We start from the raw sequence: 18,274 nt of genomic DNA on the forward strand, positions 1-18,274 counted from the left end.
AATTTAAGCTTAATAAGTTACGTCTATTTGTCAAATCTCTTTTTGATTCACCAAACCAATTACAAGGAATCGATATATTCGAAATATGTCCTGATTTTCTTAATTTTAGCTATACTCATTTCATTCAGGTCAGGCTTTGAAATACAAAGTAATTTTGTTTGTCTCATCTTTATATTGAACCGGTTGGAAGATATATATTGAACGGAAAGGGAAATGAAAATATTAAACATTAAAGTATTAAGAGGCCCTAATTATTGGTTTCAAGACAAAAACAAATTAATTGCTCTTAAATTAGATTTAGAAGATTTCAAAAACCCTACTTCTATAGCAGACAGTTTTGTAACAAATTTAAAAGAACTTTTACCCAGTCTTCATAAGTATCAAAGCCCTGATATGCCAAATACAAGTTTTTTCGAGAGGTTGGAAAGGGAAATGAGGCTGGCTTTTGTCATTGGCCATGTCGCCGTAGCGTTACAAAACCTGGCAGGAATGGACGCTTGTTTTGAAAAAGAAGCCGAAACAAGAGAAAAAGATATTTATTATATTATTTTTTCTTATGAAATTGAAAATGCGGCCTTATATGCAGCAAAATTAGCAGTCCAAATTACCGAATGCCTTGCTCGAGGCCGTAATTTTTTTAGCCTTAATAAAGAAATTAACTACTTGCAAAGTATCTATGAGAATGAAAGATTAGGACCAAGCACCTCAGCTATAGTCCAGGAGGCTGAAGCCAGGGGAATTCCATGGTCTCAAATGGAAGATGGCCCATTGATTACTTTAGGCTATGGGGTACATCAGCAGAAGATCTGGATGACTGTTTCTTCTAAAACCTCATCCATTGGCGTAGAAACTGCTGGAAATAAAGATTTAACGAAAAAAATTCTGGAGTCACACTTAATACCTGTCCCTAAAGGCTACTTGATAAGCTCATTTGAAGAATTGGAAAATGTTTTTAGCACTGTTCCTTTTCCTTTAGCTATCAAACCCTATGACGGAAACCATGGTAAAGGAGTAACCTGTAATATAATTAATCGGCAACAAGCAAAAATTGGTTTCGAACTGGCTAAAGGTTTTTCCGATAAAGTCATTGTTGAGAAGCATATTGAAGGATGTGATTTTCGTTTTTTAGTGGTTAACTACCAATTGGTTGCTGCATCCCTGCGAACACCTGCCCAAGTGATAGGTACAGGCGACAAAACAATAGAGGCGCTTATCAACGAAATCAATCAAGATCCTAAAAGAGGTGAGGGTCACGATAATTATTTATCGAGAATTTCCGTAGATGAAGTCACCAGAGAGATTTTAGAGGCGCGCAACTTAAATTTACAATCCATTCTGAAGGAAGGAGAAGTTTTGCCATTAAAACATTCAGCCAACATAAGCGCTGGCGGAACAGCTATGGATGTCACCGAACGTGTCCATCCTTTTAATAAAAGAATGGTTGAGCGTGTTGCTAAAATCATCGGGCTGGACATTTGTGGCATCGATGCCATTGTAAAAAATATAGAAGCGCCAATGAATGAAAGGAACAGTGCGATTATTGAAGTAAATGCCGCTCCCGGTTTAAGAATGCATTTATCGCCCTCGCAGGGAAATTCAAGAAATGTTGCTGCTGCATTAATCAATTCTCTCTTTCCTCCAGAAAAGGATTTCCAGATTCCTATTGTTGCAGTGACTGGAACAAATGGTAAAACTACCGTTGTTCGACTTATTGCTCATTTAGCTAAAAGAAATAAATTTAAAGTGGGATTTACGACCACAGAAGGAATATATTTTGATGAAGAATTAATTTACCAGGGCGATTGTAGCGGTCCTCTAAGTGCACGGGCGGTATTGCTAAATCCTTATATCAATTTTGCAGTTTTAGAATGTGCCCGTGGGGGTATATTAAGATCAGGGCTCGGTTTTAATACCTGCGATATCAGTGTAATCACCAACATTACAGAAGATCATTTGGGGTTAGAAGACATTCATACTCTTGAAGAATTGACCAAAGTCAAATCGGTAGTAGCTCATAGTACAAAAAAAGACGGATATACCATATTAAATGCCGAAGATGATCTCGTTTATGGTTTAAAAGAGAAAGTTCAATGTCATGTGGCATTATTTGGGCTCACAAACGGTGAGCGCATCAAACATCATTGCAAAAATGGCGGGATGGCTGCTTTTATTGAGGACGGCTCGATAGTATTATTCGAAAAAAATAAACGGAACTGCATCGCATCGATAAATGAAATCCCTCTTTCTTTTAATGGGACAGCTGAATGTATGATTCAAAATATTTTAGCTGCAGTTCTGGCAGGCAAAGTCAGTGGATTGCCTAACTCTGAGATACGAAAAGCATTAATCGATTTTGTCCCTTCTGCAAAAAATACACCGGGAAGAATGAATGTCTATGAATTTAAAAATTTTACCATCATGGTAGATTATGCCCACAACCAAGGAGGATATGCTGAAATAAAAAAATACCTATCCACATTGGAACGCCCTAAAAAAATAGGAATCATCAGTGCTACCGGGGATAGACGCTCTAAAGACATTCAAGAATTAGGTACGCTGTCTGCGCAAATGTTTGATGAAATAATCATTAAACATAATAAAGATGAAAGGGGCAGTACGAATGAGTACCTCACAGATTTACTTATGGAAGGTATTCATGCGCAAAATTCAGATTTGAAAGTGAAGGTCATTTCAGATGAATTCCATGCCCTTGATTATGCGATAGAACAGGCAGTTCCTGGCAGTTTTATTTTTTATGCAGTGGATGATGTATTCTTGGCTTTGGACTATATGAAAAAAATAAATCACAGGATAAATGGAATATCGTGAGCACCTTGTCTTGAGAAATCAGTAGAGGTGTGGCTGCGAACAGCTAAATTTGGAGTGTGTTTTTTTGCTTTAATTCATCGAATTGATAATTTCATTTATCATAACAGGCTCCCCTATGGAGTCTAAAACAAGGAGTTCATACTTCAATGAACCTTCCAGTTCTTTCATTACAAATTCTTTATGGTTTGTATATATTTTTTTGATCTCTTCAATATAGGACGATTTTGAGCCCTTGATTTCGGTTTCAGTCATACCTTTTATCTCATCTGCCGCACCTTTTAAAATTTGAAACAAAATTTTTGCTTTGGTGTGAGATGGTAAATCCGGGTGAACTAAAACTTCATTAGCGAAGGGAAGTCCTTCAGAGAGCCGGTTCAAGTTTCGATAAATCACCATCATTTTGGCACACAGCCCGGCTTCCCAATCTTTACTTCGTATGATTCCTTCAGATAGGAGATGACGAGCCAGAACTTGTGCTTCTTGGTATAACCGTAGAGATAAATCATCATTTTGCTGATCGTGATACATTCTAGCTTGATTTCTTAGAATAGACAGTATTTGATCCAGCTTCATAGAAACATCTTTTCTTTCTTTTGATTCTTTAGGTAAATCTTGAAGCGCTAGAATAAATCGGTCTTTTGCTTCGATTAAATCCATGATAGGTATTTTCACATTGGAATCCAAAGGAATTTTTTCGAAAATTTTTAAGGCACTGTAATAAGCAATACGTCCATTAATTTCCGTAAGACGTTCGTTGAAAATTAAAGCCTCCCTAGGATTTCTTGTCCGTGAGGCTGCCGTTTCGTAATGTTTTTTCGCTTTTTCTAACCAGGAAATAAAATATTCTTTTCGTTCTTGATAATGAGTAATCAGTGCCTTTCGATGTTTATCCACTTCTAGGGACACATTAAGCTCATATTCTTTCTGGTTGAAGTCTTTTATTTCCCCATCTACAATGGTCATATTTTTAACCATACAATCAATACGATCAAATGAACCCATGATTCCGTGTGCTAAAAAATAGTTGGGATCGATTTGTCCATCTCCATGGATTAATACCATAGGCAAACCTTCACTTTGATAAGTGTATGGGCTGATTTCTTCCGGATTTACTTTAAAGTAAGAGAGTCTTGGTTTGTCTTTATATTTTCGAGAAGCAGGTAATTGTTCGAAGAATAAGCCATCATCACCTGTCCTTACTTCCAGAACTTCTTGAAACCATTGCATTCTTTGCTCAGGCAGCAAATTTGCTGGCGCCTCCACATAAAAGCAAGCCTTATCTTTATCAAAAGGCATGTTATAACATCTGGGCACGGCGAACTGATCCCACCCAAATTGACGTAAGCGTTCAAGACCACGGACAAACTCTAACGGAGAAACCATCCCTGTTATTTCTTGGGGTTCTGGCTGATTGGTACTGACTTTTAAACTGCGCTGGTTCGTTTTTACGAAAGCCAATAAATGATGCGGGACCATAACATCCTGAGTCACTACAGAAGGATGAAATGGTTTGGATTCATTCTGTCCAAGATCGTTCACAGCCTGGATGACCAAACGCTTTCCACCAGTACAATCCATTACATAATCACAGGGGACTTGAGACTTCATTCCTAATTTATCTTGAAGAATGACTCCGGGTTGTTGCGGATCAAAACCTAAAAATTCTTTTTGTTCGATAGGTATATCTAGAGATTGAGCCTCTTTGTAGAGAAGCCGTTCAATATCTTTGATATGGGCGGTTTTATCTGGAAAATTAAAATGGGTGCCAAGACCTCTTTCAGCACGCTCTATTACTGTCTTATTGATATGGCCAGGCCGAACATATTTCCCTGCACGAGGATCATAAATAATGATCTCTTTAACCCCTGCTTTTTTAAGTTGGATTGCTGTGTAAAGACCGCTTGGTCCTGCGCCAATAATGATAACTTGCATGCTTTCATACCGTGATGTACATACGATATATTGTATCTTATGAAGATTAAACGATTATTAATAAACCATATGAATTGAAAACCCAGGCTCATTTTACAAGTGCCTTTAGGGTAGATAAGCAGTTTTCCCAACCACCAATACAAATTTCATTCGCTTTCAAAAAACTGTGTGGGGTATCAAGTGGACTTTGATGCGATAAAATTCATGATAAGAACCACAGATTCCTCAATGGAGTACTTTGAAGTATCAAGTACTATTTGTTTGCTTTCCCAAAATTCATATTGACGGTCCAGAACAGCTTGCCAGGTAGGGAGTGCATGGCCTTCTATATCTGCTACACGTGTTTCCACTCTGTTTTGGTGGGTGTCTTCATCGGAGCAAATGAGTTCAATTTCCATAAAATCCGATTGAGTTTTTTTCGCCACTTCTTGCCAAGCCATCCGTGTTACCTCAATGGGGTTTACCGAGTCAGCAATTACATCCAGGCCTAAAGCTAAATTATCGCGCGCGATTGCGTAGCTAATTTGATAACCCTCTGATCCTATGATTAACGCATCAGGATAACCCTCCATATGGATAAGAGCCTGCTCAATGGTATCGACTCTTAGGTATACCGCCTTGAGACGTTGGGCGATTATCTTTGAAAGGGTTGTTTTTCCTGTACCGGGTAAGCCGCCAAAAATAATTAACATGAGAGAGCGCCTTTGATACCTGCTTTTAAATTTTTTTCCTATTTTCCTTTATTCCTAAAAATGTGCAACCCTCTCCTTCAAATTAAAGCAATGGCTGAGGTGATGAAAAAAAAATATAATTTTATTGGACAATATTTGAACAATGGGCGTTGTGAAACTATACTACAGGATAAATTATTTATTTTGATTCAATCTTTGTTTTTAAGGCGACCCATGAGTTATTCTGTATGAGTATCGAAGTAAGAAATGCCGTTGAATTGTTCCAGAAAAGAACACAACAATTTCCAGAAAAAAAAGTGTATCATTTTTCTGAAACCGGTCTAGTTAAAGACAATTTGTCCTACACCTATAGTGCTTTAGAAGAAAAAATAATCCATCTTGCAGCGCTTATCCAAGAACATGCATCACCAGGGGATCGTGTATTGATGATATTCGCCCCAGGGATGGATTATATAGTGGCTTTTTGGGCATGTATCTATGCAGGAGTCATTGCGGTTCCCGCTTATCCACCTTTTAATAAAAATACGGTAGAAAAAATCCAGGCAGTTATTGAGAACGCAAAACCTGCTTTAATTCTTTCAAATACAGCAGTCATCACTGCAATAAAGCGATTAGGCCTGGTAAAAAAAATTGCTGCAAACCGGCTAATGAACCAGTTACTCAAACAATTTGCCAGTAAAACAATCGATTTACTCGCATGGGATTTCAAGCAATTTTTTTGGCTTGACATCAATTTACTTAAGGATTATTCCGGAACGTGGAAACCCCATAACAGTCATCCGGATGACATCGCTTATCTGCAATATACCTCTGGGTCCACCGCGATGCCAAAAGGTGTCATGGTGAGCCATGAAAACATCCTGGATAATACTGGTTTGGTATATGAAACCATAGGAAAACCAGCGAATGAGCGTTTGGTTTCCTGGCTTCCTCCTTACCACGACATGGGTTTGGTGAGTAGTGTTCTATTCCCGGTATATTGCGATTATCAAGCCATGATGATGTCGCCTGTAGTTTTCTTACGAAATCCCCTTTTATGGCTTCAGGCTATTTTTGAATTTGGCGGGACAATAAGTGGCGGCCCAAATTTTGCTTTTGAACTTTGCGCAAAAAAAATTAATGAAACGGAATTGTCACAAATTAATTTAAAGCATTGGCGTGTCGCATTCAACGGAGCAGAGCCAATTCATCATGCCACTATAGAAAACTTCACAAAAAAATTTGCCGCTTGCGGATTTAAGAAAAATGCCTTTTACCCCCTGTACGGCTTGGCAGAATCTACGGTCTATGTGAGTGGAGAAAAAACAAGCTTTGATGCACCTCCTTATTATCTTACCGTTGACAAAGAAAGCCTAAAGAAAAATAAAGTCATCATCAGTTCAAAGAATCACGATTCAAAAGTTCTGGTGAGTAGTGGAAAACCTAAAGTACAAATCTGTATTGTCACCGACCAGACCTCCGGTAAAGCCTGCGACGAAGGAGAAATTGGTGAGATCTGGATAAGGGGGTCCAGTGTGACTAAAGGGTACTGGAGCAAAGAACAAGAGACTCAGGAAGTTTATTCTGCTTCATTGAGGTCAGACCCTCATCACCGCTATTTACGCACGGGTGATTTGGGTTTTATTTTAGATGGACACTTATTTGTTACCGGACGTATCAAAGATTTAATTATCATTAATGGAAAGAATTATTATCCTCAAGACCTTGAGCTGGTGATTGAAGCAAGCCACCCCTCCATCCGTTCAGGATGTAGTGTTGCGGTGGCACTGAATCATGAAGACAAAGAAGAAGTGGTTGTGATTGCGGAAGTAATAATTGCCAATGCAGTAATTTATCAGGAAATTGCAGAAAAAATTCATGAACAAGTTCACTTGAACTTTGGTATTCCTGTCTATGAAATTTACTTAATACCTCCAAAAACAATTCCTAAAACGACAAGCGGTAAATTGAGACGCTCTTATACCAAACTAGCCATCGAAGAGAATCAATTGTCTCTATTATTTAAATGGAACAAAGCAGGTGCGGCATGAAGGGGGAAAAAGCAAAATCAATCCCATTGGAGCATATAGAACATTGGTTAATCAAACAAATAGGCCATGTTCTGAACCAAAAACCGGAACATATCGATCCCAATAAATCTCTATATACTTTTGGTTTTGATTCATTGCATATCCAGGAGCTATTTGCTGAAATTCAAAAAGTATTCTTAATTAAACTGGATGATTATTTTACACTGGATGAGGAAAACATCAAAGAAACAGCCGTCATCATTCAAGAACTAATCAAGACGCAACAAGTTTCCCCGATACTGGAATCTGCTCACCTTAAGAATCACAAATCCAAAATAAAACTGTCGGCGGCTAATGAACAGTCCACCGATCTGAATCACTATAAACCCTATCTGGAATTTAAAAAAACCAAAGAAAATTTACCGAATATTTTTTTTGATAAACAAGAAGCAGCATCCACAGATACTTGTATTATCAATGGGAACAAGATGATTAATTTTACCTCCTATAATTATTTAGGATTAAGTACTCATCCGCAAGTCATCAAAGAAGCCATTCGCGTCATGCGTCAATATGGTACTTCCGTTTCAGCGAGCCGCCTTGTTTCTGGTGAAAAAAATTTACATGCCGAACTTGAATCAGAAATTGCATCATTAATTGGAACAGAAGATGCATTGGTTTTTACTACAGGCCACGCAACCAACGTCAATACTATTGCCCATTTGTATGGTCCTGACGATCTTATTATCCATGATGAACTCGCCCACAACAGTCTGATTCTAGGTGCCCAATACTCCGGGGCCACCCGGCTTAATTTTGCCCACAATGATTGGCGCAGCTTGGATAGATTATTAGAAGAAAACCGCCATTCCTATCAAAGGGCTCTGGTCATCATTGAAGGTATTTACAGCATGGATGGCGATATCCCCGATTTACCAGAATTAATTCAAATCAAGAAGAAACACAATGCCTGGCTTATGGTAGATGAAGCGCATTCTATTGGCGTATTGGGAGAAAAAGGAGGCGGAATACGAGAGCATTTTCATATCAATCCGAATGATGTTGATATTTGGATGGGAACTTTGAGTAAAGCCTTTTCCAGTTGTGGAGGTTATATTGCAGGCAGCGCAGAGTTAATTGAATACCTAAAATATACTTGCCCCGGTTTCGTCTATTCTGTCGGCATGGCTCCTCCCCTGGCAGGAGCAGCCTTAGCAGCAATTCGCTTGTTGAAACAAGAACCGGAACGAGTAAGACGACTCAGACAATTGTGCACCTTTGCACGAGAGCTTGCCTTGGATTACGGCTTTAATATTGGCCTGAATGATCATACTCCAGTTTTGCCCATTATCATCGGTGACTCCATGCAATGTATCTCCATTTCCCGTCGATGCTTCCTACAGCAAGTCAACATTAAGCCAATCATTTATCCAGCTGTTCCGGAAGATTTAGCACGTCTACGCCTATTCATCACGGCAGCGCATAAAAAGAATCAGATCAAAAAAACATTCAAAATATTATCGAGAATTATCTGTTAATTGGAATGAAAATGGCCTGACTCACTTCTTTTTTGGATGGTCTGTCAATAAATTACAATAATAATCTCATAAATTATTCTACTTGATCATTATTTGGGCTATAATGCAGCTATATGTTTATAGTGTGCAATTTATGAATTCAAAAGACACCTCCCTTGCTTTTTTGGCCTCCATGGGGATAGCTGATCCACAAAAAAAGCCAGTCACTTTACCTCCTCAGTTAGAAAAAGAGTTTGCTCAAGCTTCTGAATATTTTAAAACCCACCCTGATGTTTTTAAATTAGGGAGGACCAATAAGGAAAAATTTAAACAAAGATATAGCGCGCAAACTCCTATTCCTGATATAGAGCATAGCTTTTTTAATTTCAACGGAAGGATTGTTTGTACGTTACCTCAGAAACAAGGGGATATAGGTTCAGGTCAGTATGGCAAGGGTACTTTGGCCATGGACGAATATGGACATGTTTTTTTGATGAAAATCGAAAATAAGGCTCTCCTTCAACAACAAGCTTTCCAAAAAATATTTGCCGGAGAGTCGCTCAGAATTGTGTATGACCAGGAAATAGCCATCGGAAAGGATGTGGGCCTTATAGTTGCATCAGGCGAGAAAGTAGTTGAAGGCATCATTGATGATAAGTTAGGCGATGTAAGAGAATACACTGCATTACAATCTTACATCTTGATGGAATTTAAGGGTGATAGTGTAAAGAAAAAAATCCAAACCTCAAATTTATCTGAGGAGCAAATGCTGGATTTTTCGATTCAGGCGGCATGGCAATGTCACTTATTACATCAAGGTTATTTATCGAGTTCAGGGGTTCCCTACGTTCATGGTGATTTAAAGCCTGACCAGCTGGTGATTAATGCTCACAAAGAATTATCCTTAATTGATTTCGGGAATGCCCGTACCGGGCTCTCGGAAATACATAGGAATGATTCAGGTTCGTTTGACTATTTATCTAGCTTTTGTAAAAACTATACTCGACAACAAGTCGATACTTTTGCCCTACTTAGAACAATTTATATGCCCGATGAATTTACCGATAGAATGGGTATGCCAAAAAATAGACCCCCTGAAATTGTTTCTATATTAAATAAAAAATGTATTGAAAATAATGGATTGATCGAGTGGTTTGATACAGCGGAGGGCAAATTACCTAAAGACAGCAGCCCTGCGCAAATAGCCTTCTTACTCATTTTAACGAAACATCACTGTCAAGACCTCTTCAAACCTTTTAAAGAAAATCAAGACGCAATTGCAGCTTTGAACATCGTATACCAATCTGGATGCATCATCCCCGATGAGCATTTTATTAAAGCGTTGTTACATGATGACAATACCATCCAATGTTTGGCAAAGCTTAGGCCTATCATGCATTTGCTGGATAAAGAAGCTCAGGCAAAGATTGTGGGGGAAGTTTTAAATGGAAAATTAAATTTGAATCATTTGGAGGGCCATCCATTATCCACCTTTTTACAATTGGACTCTCCCACGAGACATTTAATTGCCCCGGTTGTGAGTAAGGGAGTTCATCATGATAACTTAGATCAGGTTCTTGGTAATCTTGACTTGGTCAAAGCCATCTCTCCAATTGTACGTGATAATCCCAAAGCGATTCACTTCAATCCGGGTGAGGACATAACCCATCGTTTATGCCAGGAATATAAAGAGGAGATATGTAAGAACCTTTCAGTGTTTCTTGAAGTAAAAAAATCTTTGGGAAAAGAAGAATTTAGGCAAATTTTTAATGCACAGGATGTTATGAATGCATTAAAAAATGAGGTTCAGGAACACAGTAACAAATATACCAAGAAAGGATGGGGATTTTTTGGCCCTAAAAATAACGATGGTATTAATAAGTTAAATCAAGTAGTGAGCAGTGATGCCAACACCTACGGTAAATTTACACGTAAGATTGAAGGCATCAGTCCTGATGGTGCATTACCTTTTTTTCGATCGAGAGATCCGGAAATTCAAAAATTTTATTGTATTGCCCATGTTCTCTTAAGTTCTGTAGGTCAAATTCAAGAAAATAGCCTTATAACTGATAAAGAAAATAACTTCAGCAAAATCTAATTCAATAGATTCAGATCAATTGTGCGAAAATGATAATTGATTAGCCGGTAGATTATAGTAAAGGGTAGGATCAATTGGACTAAAATCCCATAGTGAACTATTACTAAGGATTTGGGACTTCATTCAGGGTTGAAAATAAATAGGTCTTATTTCTTTAATTACACGACTTTGAAAGCAAAAATCTTTCAGGTAAGTATGTTATTATCAAAGTTCACATCCAGAGACAAGGCAGAATAATTTCAAAAAAAGGAAGATAAAAATGGACTTAAAAAAAATTACAGCCATAGCCGTATGCCTGTACGCCTTTAATAGTTGGGCCATCCCTCTAGCAGCTGATATTATTATCAATCCCAAAGCAACCGCAACACCCACTGAGTTTAGCTTTAGCTATGCTGTAACCAAAAAACAAAAATATTATAGGGTATATATTGATAGTGACCACCAAGCCAGCTCAGGCTTTCCACAAGGTGGTTTGGCTGCAAAATATTTAATAGAAAATGACACCTTATACAAATATGAAGGCCCAGGCTGGAATTGGACTAAAATAAAAGCAATCGCCATGCCTCCTGGGAAGAGCAAAATATGGAATTTGCAAAGAGCAGATATTCTCCCACAAAAACAATGTAGTGGGACAGTCGACTACTTATACCAGGTGGAATCCTCAGCAGGTATATCTTCTTTGGCCAAAGCGACACTCTCCTACCCAGCCACCCCAGAGTGTCAGGAAACGCAGAAAATAGCGGTGCCCTCTTACTTTTATCCCTGTACGGGATCATCTAATTGTTATTGGGACCAATTAATCAATGCCGCACCCACCGCAGGATTAGTGTTAATTAACCCATATAATGGACCAGGTTCTACCCAAAGTAATGATTACGTACAGCAAGTCATAAGAGCTCAGAATTCTGCACAAACAGTCCAGGGATATGTTTACACCAGTTATGGGCAACGTAGTCTTACTGCGGTTAAATCAGATATAGATAAGTACTATAGCTGGTATCAAGTCGATGGTATATTTTTTGATGAAGGTTTCTCCAGCGACTGCTCTAAGCTTCAGTATTATCAGGATTTAAATAGTTATGTGAAATCCAAAGGAGGAAAAGGACTTACCACAATAAATTTTGGTACGGGAACCCCTGAGTGTTACGTAGATGCATCCGATATTATGATTAATTTTGAAGCATCCTACAGCACCTATCTCAATTGGCAGCCAATGGGATGGGAAATAAAATACCCCGCCTCGCATTTCTGGCATTTGATTTATAATACTACAGAACAATCCTTGAGCAATGCGATAAACCTGGCAAAAAATCGCCATGCAGGCTGGGTGTATGTCACTCCAGATACCTTGCCCAACCCTTGGGATTCGCTACCCTCAGCTAATTATTGGAATAGCGAACTCAGTTTGGTCAATCAAAATTAAAATCAAAGAGCCAGCTTGTTTGGCTCTCTACCTCCTATTTTCTATCAAATCCTCTTTAAAAGCGTGATTTTTGTGTAGTCAATGAGATCATAAAGTACAAATAATTGAAATAAAGTATGATTTTTGTTAAAGTTTATATCCAAGCTCATATGTAAGCTCATCATGTGTGCACTAGATTAAAACCCTCCCCCAAAAAACAGGTCAAATATGAAATTTTTTGATAAATTAAATTTTTTTCTAATTGAAATGGGCGTTACGGAAAAAAACGTTTTTATCCCCTGGTTAATAAAACAAGCACAATTGAACTGCGATGTAGATGCTATTTCCTACGATGATCAAGATAATAATGAAGTATCCTTTGATGTGAGCAAAATATCAGTGAGTGACTTTAAAAAGCTGCTGATCTTTTTTAAATTACCTGTGGATACTCTTTCAATCAACAATCAGTTATTCGTAAGCAATCAATTTTTAAATGATTCCATTTTTGATCAAATTAAAAATGATCTCCGTAATTTAGTGCAAAACAGGAAGGAAAAACAAAGCATCGATCCGATGAGCTTCTCTCCGGAAGAAAGTGAGGATGACGATTTTGTAATTATAGACAGCAACGATGAAGGCGAAAAAATTGATTTCGAAACTTTCCCATGGTTAAACCCCAAGCATCCCTTATACTTTCCTGCAACACAATCCGATGGGACCTCATTAACTCGATGGGAAGCTGTAGATAAATTTTCAGTAGAAAACTGGTACCCTCATTTGGAAAAATACACATTTGTCACTACTTTTATTAAACTAGATTATGATGATATTCAGTTTTTAATGGGAAACGGTTCACCTGAATATGACAGTACCCTGCTGGAGCACTCTTTCGATCACTTCCTTTCTCAACTCAGAAATCAAGAAGCCTTTATGAGATTGTCGAGCAGAAGTCCTAAAGACTCTAAAGCTTTATTCGATGAAGCGGCAACAATCATGAGTAAAGACTTTTCTAATTGGAATGAGTTCGATAATAAAAATCAGCAATTGGTTGCATTTGTTGCATCCATGACCAAAGCAATGAAAATAACCAGTGGCCGCAAAATTATAGAGACTATCCAACAAAGTCCAAGAGTTCACAATGATTTAATCGCACTCATGAGTACCGCATCCCGATCAAATTGTACTACAAATATCGTTTTGCGCGAATGGTACTCTATTCGCCCAGATCATGAATTTAGAGCTTTTGTATCCAGACGATGTCGTAAAGAAAGTATCGTTACCGCTATCGCACAATATTTTCACTTTTTGTACTTTGATAAGGCGCCCACAGATTGTTTCAATTTTTTAGAGGAAGACACCAAAAAAAATCTTATATTAAAATTTCAAAATTATATCCTTAAATCAATTGATCCTGCTGTTGCAAATTTTTTAAATTTTGCAAGCGAACAGGATGATGATAATTCAATAGATTGTATTCGCGAATATATTGTTGACATAGCCTTAATCCCAATTAATCAATATCATGGTGAAATGACTGATGACAATACGATTCATATTGGGGGAAGCACTTATATTATTATGGTGATAGAGCTAAATCCATTTGCACCATCAGCTACTGGATGTGCTTTATTTAATTGGAAAACAGATTTGGATATGCTTTGGGGAAAAGCTTCATGTGACTATCCCGTGTTCAGTTATCGAACTCAGCCGCGTGAGGATCTTCGTTCAGTCACTTTGCTGCCATCAAATCATCAGGAAGTCATTCAAAAAGCACGAGAGAAAAGGATAAGCCATTCTACTGCTGCTGTCATAACACCAGTCAGTCCCCAGCTAGAGACGCCTGTTTCTATATTAAATCAGGGTCAGGGATTTTTTTCCATGCCTGTTACATCATCTTGTACCAAAAAGGCTGATCCCGATACCTTCCCATCCCCTTTTTAAAGCTTAAGCACCAGGGTAGAGTATCCTCTACTTTACCCAACTCCCTAAGATAAGAAAATTCTTGGTTTAGTGCTTTCGGTGAGTTTGACGTTGCTTGAACCAATTAATTCTGATAAAATACAATATGAATATAATTAACGCATATAGTGTATGAGTCACGCTCGCGAACATGTTTTTACCTTTGTCACCTTAAGTGAATTTTTAAGGCTTAATTTTTTGGAGGAGATAACTCTAAAAGACGTTAAAAGCCAAACATTCAATGAGTCTAAGTTTTTTTCTACTACAAAATCCCTAACGGATATTGGTTTTATCATTAAAATGGCTCATGCAAGTCCTGATTTTGTTAATATGTGTAAAAAAGACAAATATGCTGAATTATGGAGTAATCTTTATTCTCAACTGGGATTTGCTTTGTCTTCTGAAGAGAATCCACTTACCTTTTATACCCATGATAACGTGGACAGCTTTGATTTGCTTAGGGGTACCTATTTTTATTATCTTTCACAACAGGTTAGAACTGCTTTCTCTGATAAATTTTCATCTAGTGAAGTTCATTTCTTAAAAGAGGCAATGCGCTTTAATTCAATTCATGCAGTACAACGATATAATGAGTTTTTATATCATAAGGTGGCCAACGAACAATTGGGAGAAAACGAAAACGCTAAAAGTTTACTCAAGGAAGCCATTCAAAACACCAACTTCAAACCCCTTTTAGAACTTCATGGAAGTTATGCATATATGCTTTTGGCTGAAGCATATTATCGTTATGCTCTATTCGCAAAAAACCAGAGAGATACATATACATTTACCAAAGCGATAGAGGCTGCTATTAGTTCTTGTAATAAAGCATCAAAATATTTGGAACAAAGTAAGTATTCGATACAGAACGCCAGTTTAGGTAAAGGTCTGGCTTTTAGTAATTCTTTTGGTGTTGATTCACCCGATGATGCAAAAAATATGCTGGAAGATTTATTGAAACAAAACCTGCCAGAAAATCCCGACAACTCTAGTATTTCCCCAGCTTAAACTTTAAGACAGCGCTCCTTTTGCATTTCTTACAGGCATTGAATATGTCGCGGTGAACCATTGATATTGACCTGCAACAGTTTCATTATCATTAGTTCACTTTTACCGAAGTAGTTATTACCACTTCCTCATCATTCTTTTCTGCTGTATCTACTAAATCTATGTCAGTTCCCTTGCTTTTTGAGGTAAACGTCGCATTTCTTTCACTTGTTGCTAATTGACTGCCATCGATGTCTTCGATTGCAAAGAATCCTAGATCATCCTCTTCCACTTTAGGAGGTTCAACAACCTCTTCAAGATTTAAATCATCTTCATCGTAAGTTACAACCGTTAATTGCGTCATTTGATCAATTTTGTAATATTGTTGTTCTATTGAATCTCTGGAAGATAGCTGGAAGTCGTCCCGTTTTGCTTTGATTATAAAGGACTGAAGCGATCCATAACCAAGATTTGCCATGCCTTCATTAATAATTTTTATCAAGCGTGGATCGTTCAAATATTGAACATTCGTCTCTATCTTTTTCAGATTATTTAATGGATCTTCATTTTGTAAACTACCCAGAAGTACAATCAACTCCCGGGTGAGTTCAATCTCTTCTTTTCCCGTATTAAAATATTGCTTTTTAAATTCTTCCTGTCGCACCTTTAAGAATTGAGCTAATTTTTCTTTGAAATCATCGAGCGCCTCTCCAGGAAGAACTCTTTTTTCCCCCGAAGGAAAAATCTTTTTACCTACTTTGTCAACTTTTCCGAAAAGCAGGGTAATTGGCTCATTATAATTAGATAACCTTGTAATATCGATACCAGCAACTTCGGCAGCCATCCAAGTCATAACAAAACGACCGCAATGGGTTTGTAGTGGGAGCTGGAGTTTCATATTGTTAACCCGTGTTGAAATATGGTCAAGTTCAAGACCTTGCTCCACCAGAAATTTTTCTACTTGTAGTTTTACTTGTTCTAGATGTTTCTGTTCTTCAATACGGAAAGGATCACTCAAGAGCCCTTCATATAAGGTAATATCACAGTGTACTTTTCCATCAACCATGGTTAAAGTGATGGATTGCATCGTGACATGGCTGTATTTCTCATTTGAGAAATCAATAGGGGACAAAATTTTTATGGGTATGGATGATCCCCCGGCTATTTCATCAAAATCATCAAGATGTTGAACTAACTGTTTATCAAAAAGTTTTTTCTTCAAAATATCCGCTAAGCCGGATTTTATATCAGTTGTTATGTAAGTGGCTTGTAAGGAATTTTCATAAAATGCAAATTTTTCGTCACCGTGATAGTCTTTCATTCGAAGAATTTCAACATCTAAATTACTGGGTCTACCTTGAAGCAATAGATTGTCAGTTGTGGAATTTTTTAGGCAATCCACTAAGGTGGCCATTCTGCCTTGATATAATGCTTGCTCATCCTTGTTTTTATGTTCTCTAAAATATTCAATGAGTGATCCTATTTTATCTAATCCCTCCTGGGGTTCAATCAGGCAACGCTCCCATTGATGTTCATCTGCATTCTCAGACTGGATATAAAAAGGGAAATTATACTTATTACAATTTAACCATACTAAAGGGTACCCATATTGTTTGCCTACAGTATTCGATACTCTAGAGGTATAACTGTCATCATCTGCTCTCAATTCTAATCGTTCAAGGCCAGGATATTTTTTAGCTAAATATTCGCTAATGTTAGTCTCATCCAAGTCAATGCTGCTTAACTCACTTTCATGGCTCGCGCGGATGCCATAATCCACCTCTCCTAACTTTTTTTCAACTTCTTTGTATATCGATAACATCTCTTCAGAACCACGAACCCCTATATAATCACGATTCTCATTTTTCACATTCTCATGCTTTACATTGCTTTTTATACTAAATAAGTATTTTCCATTAACGTACACATGAATATTCATTTGGTAGCCTAATAAATTAATCAATATTAGTTTAATTTTAAACCATTTATATTAATAATATATTAAGTTGATGAATTTATGGCCGAGATTGCCGTCGCAATGTGTCAAATAGTAGGCTTGGTTATTTCAAAATAACCAGAATAAATACGTTCTTGCTTTTTTATATGGCGTGGCAATACTTAAACGATAGTTTGTCCTAGCTATATCGAATAAACATGCTCAATCTGTCACCGAACAAAAATACATACCAACATTCATTTTGAACAGTAACGCTTAAAAGGGATTTGAATAACCAATGTGTTGAAAAGAGGAAATAATTTTTTTAAGAACCTGGTGTGGAAACACACCAGGATTTTTACTAGTTTCTTGATAGACCCATTAATGAATCAGCAAGCTCATCATAAACGGCTGCACCTCCGTTAATAATATTGCGCAGCGTATTATCGGCATCTTCTAGATTGATCTCTCGCGCTGGTTTTTGCGCGAAGAAGTTTTGGGCAAAACTCCGGGTATGATGGATTAAGTTAGAACCTGCTCTCCTTGTTTTTCCAATTTCATTAAATTGAGCAATTAACACCGCATTCACGACCAACGCTGCTAATAATGCAAACTGTGTATCCAGTAACAACAAGGGCGATAGTATCAGGTTAGTATAAACGAGTACGTGTAGTGTTTTTTTCATTTTGACATCGGCGGGATCATTTCTAGACATAAAAACCTCCTGTTTTATAACATGACTCAATTAGGCCGAAGAAGACATATTCTAAACCTAATGATCCAGCTTAACCCAGATTGCCCATAAAATAAATTATCTTTTTTCAAATATTCATAATAAATTTTTGTATTTGCATGAGGCAAAACAGACCCTTTTCTGAATACAGAATTTTCAGATATTAAGTATATGAACATT

At 37.5% G+C, this 18,274-nt stretch carries 11 protein-coding genes; 7 read left to right on the forward strand and 4 right to left on the reverse strand.

Annotated features, from left to right (window positions below):
- Positions 1-213: 213 nt before the first annotated feature.
- Entirely contained in the window at positions 214-2,829 is a 2,616-nt protein-coding gene (gene cphA / locus BU07_RS0111790) for a cyanophycin synthetase (RefSeq protein WP_031566302.1), read from the forward strand.
- Positions 2,830-2,898: 69 nt separating this feature from the next.
- On the opposite strand, the gene BU07_RS0111795 is transcribed toward cphA, so the two are convergent.
- Complete coding sequence (locus BU07_RS0111795; RefSeq protein WP_031566304.1) at positions 2,899-4,761, reverse strand: FAD-dependent monooxygenase; 1,863 nt, start codon at positions 4,759-4,761, stop codon at positions 2,899-2,901.
- A 176-nt stretch (positions 4,762-4,937) separates the two neighbouring features.
- Complete coding sequence (locus BU07_RS0111800) at positions 4,938-5,453, reverse strand: P-loop nucleotide/nucleoside kinase family protein (RefSeq protein ID WP_031566306.1); 516 nt, start codon at positions 5,451-5,453, stop codon at positions 4,938-4,940.
- A 227-nt stretch (positions 5,454-5,680) separates the two neighbouring features.
- Here BU07_RS0111800 and BU07_RS0111810 point away from each other — a divergent pair, with 227 nt between their 5' ends.
- The 6 genes from BU07_RS0111810 (at position 5,681) to BU07_RS0111835 (ending at position 15,446) form a co-directional block, all read left to right on the forward strand.
- Positions 5,681-7,483: a fatty acyl-AMP ligase gene (locus tag BU07_RS0111810; protein ID WP_031566309.1), complete on the forward strand. Its 1,803-nt coding sequence runs from the start codon at positions 5,681-5,683 to the stop codon at positions 7,481-7,483.
- On the forward strand, positions 7,480-9,000 hold the full coding sequence (locus BU07_RS0111815; RefSeq protein ID WP_031566310.1) for an aminotransferase class I/II-fold pyridoxal phosphate-dependent enzyme: 1,521 nt from the start codon (positions 7,480-7,482) through the stop codon (positions 8,998-9,000). Before BU07_RS0111810 ends, BU07_RS0111815 begins: the two co-directional genes overlap by 4 nt.
- A gap of 133 nt (positions 9,001-9,133) precedes the next feature.
- A complete protein-coding gene (locus tag BU07_RS0111820; protein WP_133134498.1) occupies positions 9,134-11,077 on the forward strand; it encodes a protein kinase family protein in 1,944 nt (647 codons plus the stop codon).
- 259 nt (positions 11,078-11,336) lie between these two features.
- Positions 11,337-12,500: a spherulation-specific family 4 protein gene (locus BU07_RS0111825; RefSeq protein ID WP_031566314.1), complete on the forward strand. Its 1,164-nt coding sequence runs from the start codon at positions 11,337-11,339 to the stop codon at positions 12,498-12,500.
- A gap of 207 nt (positions 12,501-12,707) precedes the next feature.
- On the forward strand, positions 12,708-14,420 hold the full coding sequence (locus BU07_RS16815) for a hypothetical protein (protein ID WP_115262309.1): 1,713 nt from the start codon (positions 12,708-12,710) through the stop codon (positions 14,418-14,420).
- Positions 14,421-14,570: 150 nt separating this feature from the next.
- Positions 14,571-15,446, forward strand: coding sequence for a DUF5630 domain-containing protein (locus BU07_RS0111835; RefSeq protein WP_031566319.1), 876 nt, complete (start codon positions 14,571-14,573; stop codon positions 15,444-15,446).
- Between the two features lie 91 nt (positions 15,447-15,537).
- On the opposite strand, the gene BU07_RS0111840 is transcribed toward BU07_RS0111835, so the two are convergent.
- Both BU07_RS0111840 and BU07_RS0111845 read right to left on the reverse strand, forming a co-directional pair.
- On the reverse strand, positions 15,538-17,364 hold the full coding sequence (locus BU07_RS0111840) for a hypothetical protein (protein WP_051635562.1): 1,827 nt from the start codon (positions 17,362-17,364) through the stop codon (positions 15,538-15,540).
- 358 nt (positions 17,365-17,722) lie between these two features.
- Positions 17,723-18,076: a hypothetical protein gene (locus BU07_RS0111845; RefSeq protein WP_031566322.1), complete on the reverse strand. Its 354-nt coding sequence runs from the start codon at positions 18,074-18,076 to the stop codon at positions 17,723-17,725.
- Positions 18,077-18,274: the final 198 nt, after the last annotated feature.

Origin of the sequence: Legionella wadsworthii DSM 21896 = ATCC 33877, assembly GCF_000701265.1 — a bacterium.
Classification (GTDB): Bacteria; Pseudomonadota; Gammaproteobacteria; order Legionellales; family Legionellaceae; genus Legionella; species Legionella wadsworthii.

Coding starts and splice junctions, on each gene's coding strand:
- cphA (WP_031566302.1), top strand. CDS start 214: ATGAAAATATTAAACATTAAAGTATTAAGAGGCCCTAATTATTGGTTT.
- BU07_RS0111795 (WP_031566304.1), bottom strand. CDS start 4,761: ATGCAAGTTATCATTATTGGCGCAGGACCAAGCGGTCTTTACACAGCA.
- BU07_RS0111800 (WP_031566306.1), bottom strand. CDS start 5,453: ATGTTAATTATTTTTGGCGGCTTACCCGGTACAGGAAAAACAACCCTT.
- BU07_RS0111810 (WP_031566309.1), top strand. CDS start 5,681: ATGAGTATCGAAGTAAGAAATGCCGTTGAATTGTTCCAGAAAAGAACA.
- BU07_RS0111815 (WP_031566310.1), top strand. CDS start 7,480: ATGAAGGGGGAAAAAGCAAAATCAATCCCATTGGAGCATATAGAACAT.
- BU07_RS0111820 (WP_133134498.1), top strand. CDS start 9,134: ATGAATTCAAAAGACACCTCCCTTGCTTTTTTGGCCTCCATGGGGATA.
- BU07_RS0111825 (WP_031566314.1), top strand. CDS start 11,337: ATGGACTTAAAAAAAATTACAGCCATAGCCGTATGCCTGTACGCCTTT.
- BU07_RS16815 (WP_115262309.1), top strand. CDS start 12,708: ATGAAATTTTTTGATAAATTAAATTTTTTTCTAATTGAAATGGGCGTT.
- BU07_RS0111835 (WP_031566319.1), top strand. CDS start 14,571: ATGAGTCACGCTCGCGAACATGTTTTTACCTTTGTCACCTTAAGTGAA.
- BU07_RS0111840 (WP_051635562.1), bottom strand. CDS start 17,364: ATGAATATTCATGTGTACGTTAATGGAAAATACTTATTTAGTATAAAA.
- BU07_RS0111845 (WP_031566322.1), bottom strand. CDS start 18,076: ATGTCTAGAAATGATCCCGCCGATGTCAAAATGAAAAAAACACTACAC.